5 protein-coding genes are annotated in these 8,976 nt (G+C 60.2%); 1 reads left to right on the plus strand and 4 read right to left on the minus strand.

The features are described from left to right. The 3 genes from JNK74_27995 to JNK74_28005 form a co-directional block, all read right to left on the minus strand. Positions 1 to 1,922 (minus strand): EF-hand domain-containing protein (locus JNK74_27995; protein ID MBL7650032.1); only part of this gene is annotated, 1,922 nt, incomplete at its 3' end. 191 nt (positions 1,923 to 2,113) lie between these two features. Beyond that, positions 2,114 to 3,658, minus strand: a complete 1,545-nt coding sequence (locus JNK74_28000; GenBank protein MBL7650033.1) for a hypothetical protein — start codon at positions 3,656 to 3,658, stop codon at positions 2,114 to 2,116. Between the two features lie 93 nt (positions 3,659 to 3,751). Then, on the minus strand, positions 3,752 to 4,891 hold the full coding sequence (locus tag JNK74_28005) for a hypothetical protein (protein ID MBL7650034.1): 1,140 nt from the start codon (positions 4,889 to 4,891) through the stop codon (positions 3,752 to 3,754). Between the two features lie 269 nt (positions 4,892 to 5,160). On the opposite strand from JNK74_28005, the gene JNK74_28010 reads away from it, so the two are divergent. After that, positions 5,161 to 7,530 carry a hypothetical protein gene (locus JNK74_28010; protein ID MBL7650035.1) on the plus strand — a complete coding sequence of 790 codons (2,370 nt, stop codon included), beginning with the start codon at positions 5,161 to 5,163 and terminating at the stop codon, positions 7,528 to 7,530. 1,197 nt (positions 7,531 to 8,727) lie between these two features. Here the strand turns inward: JNK74_28010 and JNK74_28015 are convergent. Then, positions 8,728 to 8,976: hypothetical protein (locus tag JNK74_28015; GenBank protein ID MBL7650036.1), on the minus strand; the 249-nt coding region annotated here is incomplete at its 5' end.

Here is an 8,976-nt window from a genome sequence, read left to right on the forward strand (position 1 = left end):
TCGCCTTCGCCTTCGCCTTCGCCTTCACCTTCACCTTCACCTTCACCTTCACCTTCGCCTTCACCTTCGCCTTCACCGCCTGAACCTATGAGCAGCTCCAATTCAGCAGGCTGAAGGCGGCCATCCAGGTCCGAGTCCATAATGTAAAAGACAAATACGTGCAGGTCCGAGATCGCAATGCGGGCCTCCAGAAGCGCGAGCGCCCCAGTCGTATTAAGGTCGAGCAGATCGAAGTCTTCCAGTAACAGGGCCGCAATCGCGGAGAGCTCCTCGTCCGTATCGCCCGTCACCTCGACCTCGTCCAGTTCCAGCGAATCGCTCTCGTCCGCATCGAAATAGCCGAGCAGAAGCGCCAAACTCTCGGGGTCACCATCCGTTATTACGACCAATTCCGCCGCGTCCAGCGAACCGTTGAGGTCCTCGTCGAGCAGTTCAAAGGATTCGAGCAGATCCAGCTTCAGCAGAAATACATCGAGCTCACCCAGATCTCCGAGATCCAACTCGAACAGATCGAGCACACCGGTTTCATCGATATCCAATAGACTGAAGTCGATCTCGGAAAGGGTCGGCAGGAGTCCGAGGGCTTCCGCATACGAGACGGCACCGTCAAAATCCGTATCGACGGTTTCGAAATTCTCAAGCAGCATTTGTCGTATTGCGTCTCCTTCTCCTTCTCCTTCTCCTTCTCCTTCTCCTTCGCCTTCGCCTTCGCCCTCACCTTCGCCTTCACCTTCACCTTCACCCTCGCCTTCACCTTCACCCTCGCCTTCACCTTCACCTTCACCTTCACCTTCACCTTCACCTTCGCCTTCACCTTCGCCCTCGCCTTCGCCTTCGCCTTCGCCTTCGCCTTCGCCTTCACCTTCGCCTTCGCCTTCGCCTTCGCCTTCGCCTTCACCTTCGCCTTCTCCCTCGCCCTCGCCCTCGCCCTCGCCACCGGACCCAGGAATTGCGGCGTTGGTCCACCCGATGTCTTTCAACGCGCCAATCTCGAAGTCCGCATAGGTTCGCTTATTCACTGCGGGAGCAACGGCATGCTCCATGACCGCGCCGCCAACGATGTTCCCCGTGTCCCAATGGGAGAGGCTGCTGCCATTGCTGAAGGGACTTGGGGCGTAGATTCCCGGCTTCACCCCGCCTTGATTGTAGGCCGTTGTAGCGTCGGCGCCATCAAAGAAGAGATTGTTCCCTGTAAGGTTCGCCAACTGGCCGATGAAGGAAGGCGGTTCACCGCCAAACATGTTCTCATCGGAACCATTCACCATGAACTGGTCCCAACCACTGTAGACACCGTCGCTGATACCCGATGCGCCCGAGGGCTCCGAGAGGGAGAGTATGCCCAGTCCGTGCGTAATCTCATGCAGCAGCACGGTCTCAAGATCGAAATCGGACCCGGTCGCCTCCTCGACGCCGGCGTGCCAACTGTAACCGAAGTCAACGGTGATGAAGATCTCTTCCGTGCCGGAAAAGGGCTTGGAGCCGCTCACAAGGCGGAAGTGGGCGATGCCATTTTGAAAGCCTTCCGCATTGGTGAAAAACGTGCCGGCAAAGGCCAGGGCACCGCTTCCGTCCAACTCCGATGGGTTTACGACGATGTCCAGCGTTCCGGGCTGATTGAGGACTTCCGCCACATACGTCAGAGCAGCTTCGAGGCTGGCCTGACGGGCCGCCCCCTCAATCACGTCATCGAAGCCGACATCACGCTCGTCGATGACGTCCTTGTAGTAAATATTGAAGGTGCTGCCATTGGGCGTGATCGTCCTGGTCGGTGCGCCCGGGGGAATGCTCTTGAGGCCGAGAGGCACCGCAACAATGTCGTTGGCGGTAACCCGGTATATCATTTCCTGCGCTGGAGCCGATTGGACCGGATACAGGAGCAGCGCCGCCCCCAGTATCAACCACGAAGTCAATAGCTTTCCCATGACACTCTCCCTGTTTGATAGTTTCGATCCCTGCGCGACGACCGACTGCCCTCGTTCGCGCATTCGCAACGTATTCCCTGAGTCCCAATCCTCTCGGGACGTCTCCGCGATAAACGCCGACCCGAATGAATGAATCCCGTGGCCGGGATATCCCCGGCCACGGGTCAATTTACCCACTATGCTGGGGAGTGCTAGTTCAAGCGACGTCCCATTGCGCTGAGGCCGATGAGCGTGATACCCGCCAGACCAAGCAGGAAGAGGTCACCAAACTTCCCGCCGATACCGCCCAGCACCGACTTGGCGTTCAGTGCGCATCCGCCATCTTCGCCTTCGCCTTCGCCTTCGCCTTCGCCTTCGCCTTCGCCTTCACCTTCACCGCCGGCGGTGGCAGCCGCTTCAATTTCGGCCTCCGAGAGGAAGCCGTCGCTATTGAGATCGATTTCCGCAAAGGCGCCCGCGCCCAGGCCGGGAATGGCGATTTCCGCTTCCACAAAGCTCAGCACGCCGTCGTCATTGGTATCGATCGCATCAAGCGATGCCAGCAACTCTTCGGCAATCTCTTCCACGGGAGTTTCGCCTTCGCCTTCGCCTTCGCCTTCGCCTTCGCCTTCGCCTTCGCCTTCGCCTTCGCCTTCGCCTTCGCCTTCACCTTCGCCTTCGCCTTCACCTTCACCTTCACCTTCACCTTCACCTTCGCCTTCACCCTCCCCTTCGCCACCACTGCCGGGTACAGCGGCGTTAACCCATCCGAGGTCAACAAGCGCGCCGATTTCGAAATCGGCATACTCGCGACGGGTCACACCCGGCGCTACAGCGTGCTCCATCACGGCGCCGCCGACGATGTTGCCAGTGTCCCAGTGGGACAGACTGCTGCCTTCTTCAAACGGATTCGGCGCGTAAATGCCGGGGGCCACACCCTGGTCATAGGCGGCGAAGGCCGCGGAACCTTCAAAAAACAGGGCATTGCTGATCAGGTCGGCAAGCGTTCCCTGGTAGACAGGCGGTGTTCCGGAAAAAAGGTTCGTACCGTTGTTCTTCACCATGAGCGAATCCCAGCGGGTATAGATGTTTCCGCCGAAATCCGACAAGCCCGAGCTCCGCGAGACACTCAGAATACCCAGGCCATGGGTAATCTCGTGGAGCAGGACGGATTCAAAGTCCAGCTCGGTTATCCCCGCGTCAGCCGCCGTCAGGTTCCAGTCGAAGCCGAAATCCACGATGATCGAGATTTCTTCGTCATTGGGAAAGGGCTTCTCGCCCGTCACAATGCGGGTGAATGCCGATCCATTCTGAAAGGGCTCGTCCTCGTCGAAGCCGCCGAAAAATGTGCCGGCCGTCGCCAGGAAGCCCGTGCCGTCGGACTGGGAATCCTGCACCAGGACATCGAGCGTACCTTCAACGTTAAGCACACTCGCGACATAGGTCAGAGCGGACTGGAGCCGCGCCCGAGCGCTGGCGCCCGTTGTCGTATCGTCGAAACCAAAGTTACTGTCGTTGACGACGTCCAGATACCACATGTTATAAGTGAGGCCACTCGCTTCGAAGGTCACCGTGGGCGCCATCAAGGGCGGGAGCGACTTGGAGTCCGCCGAACGCTCTTCAACGCCATGGGCGGTCACGAAATACTTCTCGCCTTCGGCCCCGGCAACCGAGACGCCCAGCATCCAGGCCGCGGCGCAGATCAATCCCACGCGACGCGCCGCCGTCCGGTGTACGATTTCTTTCAACTGTTTCATGTTCTTCTCCCAGCCCGCTTCGGGGCACGGTCCCTGTTCCCAAACAATCTGCCGGCCCGGCGCCGGCGCCCATATCTCAACACGACGCCGTTTTCACGACATCGACTTACCTGCTCCATCGGACGCCCCGGTACGCCGCAGCAGCATCGCGGCCAGCGCAACGATCACAACGAAGGCGCCCCCATCCGCCCCATGCCCTTCCGCGCGGTCTCCTTTACCCAGCGCGCAGCCGCCACCCGGCGCCGGCTCGGGGTTATCGTAGCCCAGATCCGCCAGCGCGCCACGGTCCGCGGGCGCATACTCCCGCTGGATCGTGCCGAGGGTAATGCTGTGGGTCATCACGGCCCCGCCAACGAGTCGTGTCACATCCCAGTGACTCAGGCTGCTCCCCGGTTGTATCGGATTGGGCGAGAATACCGGAACGCGATCCCCCGTGTCGTAGGCGTCAAAGGCTTGCCCGCCATCGAAATCCAGCGCGCCGCCCGTGAGCGATACGCCGTCTCCCTGGAACAGGGGCGGGATCGAATCGGTCAGAAGGAGCCGCTCCAGATCGCCGTCGAAAAGAAGGGCGTCATAGCCCGTGTAATTGTCATTGCCCAGGGCACTGGAGCCGTCGGGTTCGATCACGGAGGCAAATCCGAGTCCATGGGTCACTTCATGGAGCAGCACGCTGAAAAAGTCGGGCTCGCCTGGGCCGGGCAACGCATCCGAAACATTCCAGGGAAATCCCAGATCGATCGTCATGGTGATTTCCGGAAACCCCACGAAGGGCTTGGCGCCGGTTTCCAACCGCTGGAAGGTGCTGCCCGGGTGGATCCCCGGCGTTCCGGGATAAAAAGTGCCCGCCGTCGCCAGGGCGCCGGTTCCATCGAATTCACTGGCTTCCACCTGGATATCGAGGGCGCGATTGGTGACGTTGAGTTCGCTGGCCACGTAGGACAGCACCGCCTCCAGCCGCTCCCGGAGGGCGGGACCGGAAACGGGGTCGGTAAAGCCCACTCCGCTGTCGGCATAAGAAATCGTGAAGGTGATGCCGTTGTCCGTAAATTGTTCCGTCAGAAATCCCTTGGCGGAGAACAGAGACCGGTCGTCGGAATCGAAGTGCAGATTCTCGCCGTGAGGCCGAACGAGTACGATCCCCTCGGCCGCCGCGTCCCCCCCGGCTTCGACGCAGGCAAAAAAAAGTCCCGCCGCCAGAGCCAGAATGGGAAGGATGTGAGCGGGGCGGGTCATAGAGCGCTTTCGATGGAGTGACTCAATATGGGTACACGAACAGGCTGCGGAGAACAAATTATCGAAAATCGACAGAGATGTCAACTTTTTACCAGACAATTTACCACCTGATTCAATGGTACCCGGAAAGCGTCCGTTTGTCACGTCCCGACACCAGACACCCGGCGAATACACCACCGCGACGGCTTCGCTCATTTTGTCCCCTCCCGCGGATGGGTTATGATGCGAAGCCCTGTAGTCACCCAGTCCATTGTCGGAAGGATCGTTTAATGACACACCCCCCATCTCGTTCAAACGTATGCCGCACCACGCGCGGTCGTAAAATCGCGACCCTGACTTTGGTTGTCCTCGTCAGCCTGATTCCGGCCCGTCCACAGGCGGCGGAAACGCTCGGAGAACTGGCGGGACGCATCTACGGGGAGTATGAGGCGGCCTACGCCGCGAGCCCCTACGCCCCCCTCTCGGCCAACTACTTCTCCCGGTTTTCTCGCGACCCCGGGGCGCGCCCGGTGGAGGGTGAGGTGGTGATCGATGGTTCCTGGTCACTGGTTATCCCGCCGCAGCCGGATCCCGTGACGAAGGCGATGGCTGGCCACCTCCAGACCTTCCTTAAGGAAGTCATGGGCCTGAACCTCGCCATTTCCGAAACGGCGGGCCCCGGCGCCGCCGCAAAACAACTCTTGCTTGCGCCCTCCGGCGGCGGCATTTCCGGCAAGGCCGAAAGTTACTCGGTGCGGATCCTGGGAGACCGGATCGCGGTGCAGGGCATTGATGCCGCCGGCCTCCGGGACGGTATCGTGTGGCTGGTGGACCAGATGGCCTTTCGGGAGGCGCCCTTTCTTTCGGCGGGAGCGCGCGACGCGGCGCCGCGCCTTCGCGTTCGTCTGGGCGCGACGCCCAAGAACGGGTCTTTCCGCGAGCTGATCTTTTCAGGCTACAATGCAGTGTTCGCGGCGGGGGGCAACCTCCACGCACTTTCCGTATCCGAGGCGATACCCGAGTTGAAGGAGCGCCGCACACCCGGCGTGATGGAAGGGGGCGCAAAGGCGGTGGCGGCGGCGAAGGAACTGGGCCTCAAGACCTACGCCTTCCTGGACACGCGGCAGAAGTACCCGGAAGATCACCCGGTTTTCGCGGCCCACCCCGATTTGCGCGGCGCCCGCACCTGGAAAGCGGATGGTGAGTTTGTGCTCTGCACCGAGCACCCGCTGATGAAGCAGTTCATCCGGGAGAGCATGGTGGGGCTTTTCCAGGGCACGCCGGGTCTGGATGGCGTGGTGGTGATCATCGGCGGCGAGGGTTTTTACCACTGCTTCATGCGCCCCTTTGGCGTGGAGAAGGGCCACACGAATTGCGCCCGCTGCGAGGCCCTCGGCCCGGATGTCGTGGTGGCCAATTTGTGCAACCTGATGGCCGAGGCGGCGCGGACGGTGAACCCGACCGCGGAAATCATCGCGTGGCCCTATTCGGCGGAACACGTGTGGTCGCTGAATAAGAATCAGGCTCCCTTCATTGCCCAGTTGAAGCCCGGAACGGGCATTTTCACGGAAATCGAAAAGGACGCCTATGTTCAGAAGGAAGACGGCGTCAACAAGCACCTCTGGGACTACAGCATTGATATGATCGGTCCGAGCGAGCGCGCGGCGGCGCAGATCGCGGCGTGCAGGGCGGTGGGGATCCCGACCTATCTCAAGAGCGAACCGGAGCTGGGCTTCGAAGCGCCCCGCCTGGCCCACGTGCCCTGTATGGACCGCTGGGTTGATCGGGCGGAGGCGCTGGCCTCCTGCGGCGCCGACGGGGCCTGGGTCTTTCCCGCCTTTCGCCCGAATTTCGGCACAAGCGCGTCCGAGGTGAACAAGTTTCTGTGGTGGGACGAAGGGCTCGATCACGACGCCCTGCTGTCGAAATTTGCCGCGCGCATCGCGGGCAAAGAGGCGGGACCGCACCTGCGCACGGCGTGGAAGGCGGTTTCCGACGCGATTCCGTGGTCGCCGGAGATTCCGAGCTATTACAAAGGCCCCTATTACCTCGGACCGGCCCACCCCATGTGCGCGGACCCGAAGGCGGAGCTGCCCGAGCTGTTCGACGGATACTACCTCTTCCTCGCGGAGATTGCCGATGCGGAGGGCCTGAAGAAGCTGCCGACCTATGAAAAGAAGCCCACCGGCAATGTGCCGGTCTTCGGTCGCTTCTACCGGGAGATGGAGAAGTACCTCAAGCAGGCCGCGGACGCGATGGACACGGCCCGCCCGCTGGTGGACGAACGGCACAAGATGATGTTTGATTCCGAGGACTCCGCAATCCGCTGGTTCTATCACACGGCGCGGACCGAGGCGAACTTCTACGAGAGTTGCCAGCTTCGCGACAAGCTGTGGGCGGCGGTGGACGCGCCGGAGAAGGACTTGGAGGCGCTGAAAAAGGACTATGAACGCTGGCGGGTTGTGCTCCAGGACGAACTGGAGAATGCACGGGCTTCGCAACCGGTGATGGCGGGCGATGTGCGTCTGGACTTCTATTTCGGCGGCGACCATACCTTTTCGCACGGCACCGAAATGATTGCCGCGAAGATCGAAATCCTGGAGAAGGAGCTGGCGGAGGTATTACCGGCGTTGGCGAAACAGATCGGTATCGCGGCGTAGCGTGTGGTCGGTGCGAGTAAGGGGAGATAGTCGATACGACGCGCTACGATGACGAAGGGAAATATCCTTTGCGGCGCGGAGCCGGGTGCTTTGAGGATGCCCGCTCCGCGCCTTCTTCGTGCACGAAGACTATTGCTGCTGTGAATTCAGGTTCATCCGGTTAAAGAGTACATACCGTTGGGGAGAGCGCGGCTTTCCAGGACTGAAACTTTTGCCACGAATGGACACAAATTTTCACGAATGAGTTCATCAAAATTGGCGTTTGATAGGAATATGGTATTCCGGCCCGAAGGGCCACCGACATATTAGCCCTGGGCAACGCCCAGGGTAAAACGCGTTCAATAAATATTTAGGCCCTGTAAGGGCGCGCCACCAGGCAAGTATACAGGTTTTGCAGTCTTTCAATTTCTACGAAAAAATGCATCAAGATTGCAGGTAGTAGTACGAACAAGACGGACCATTGACGCGATTCAAGGTCGCGTCAAATACTGTGGACACACGCCTGGCGCGAGAGAAGGCAGAAAGGAATTTAACCCCAAAGCACTCAAATAGAACGACAAAAAGTCCTCTCTTGCGCCGTTTGAGTTCTTTGAAGTTAACGTATCTCGCTGTTTCTAGGAGATCCGATTGCGTTCCTGAGAAGACGTCCATTTCATGAGTTGAATCCCGGTGTCTTATTCGTGTGGATTCGTGTCCATTCGTGGTTCAGATCTTCCCAATCCAACAAGCAACGTGTCGATGAATCTGCCGGCAACGTCGAAATGTACGCTCGAACCGGATGAACCTGACTTCCCACAAACTGCGCCTCAAACCTCCGGGGCCAGCACCGGATCGGGCCGTAGCCCGCTCATCGTGCGCTCGCCCCTTCCAGAAATTACGGATTCGTGTGGGGCATGCGGCGCTGTGCCCGCGCCTTGAGGCGCTTGCGCAGGCGTTTTTTTCGGCGGGTTGCGGCGCTGCCTTTGCGCTGTGAGGGTCTTCTGGCGGTGATGGATGCCATGGGTTCTCTCCTTCCTGGCCGCGTTGCGCGGCGTGTGTAGGAGGCTATTGTACTCCGCGCCCGGCACCGGAAGATAGCGCGAGGCAAAAAAACCGCCTTCCAGACGCGCAACTCGAAGCTCGCATGCGATACGGCAAGGCCCATGCGCCTGCAACGAGCGAATAGCGCCCTTCTGATTCTTCTGTTGGGGCCTAAGATTATTGCACGCGGCGGATAAGGGATGTCCCTCCGAGCAACACGCTCACCGCCAAGGCCAACATAAACAGGTCGCCGAAACGCCTCTCGATTCCATCGAACACGGCGGACTTGGCAGCGTTACAGCCCCCTTCACCTTCACCTTCACCTTCACCTTCGCCTTCACCTTCGCCTTCGCCCTCGCCCTCGCCCTCGCCCTCGCCCTCGCCCTCGCCCTCGCCCTCGCCCTCGCCCTCGCCCTCGCCCTCGCC

The sequence above is a fragment of the Candidatus Hydrogenedentota bacterium genome, assembly GCA_016791475.1.
Taxonomy (GTDB): Bacteria; Hydrogenedentota; Hydrogenedentia; order Hydrogenedentales; family JAEUWI01; genus JAEUWI01.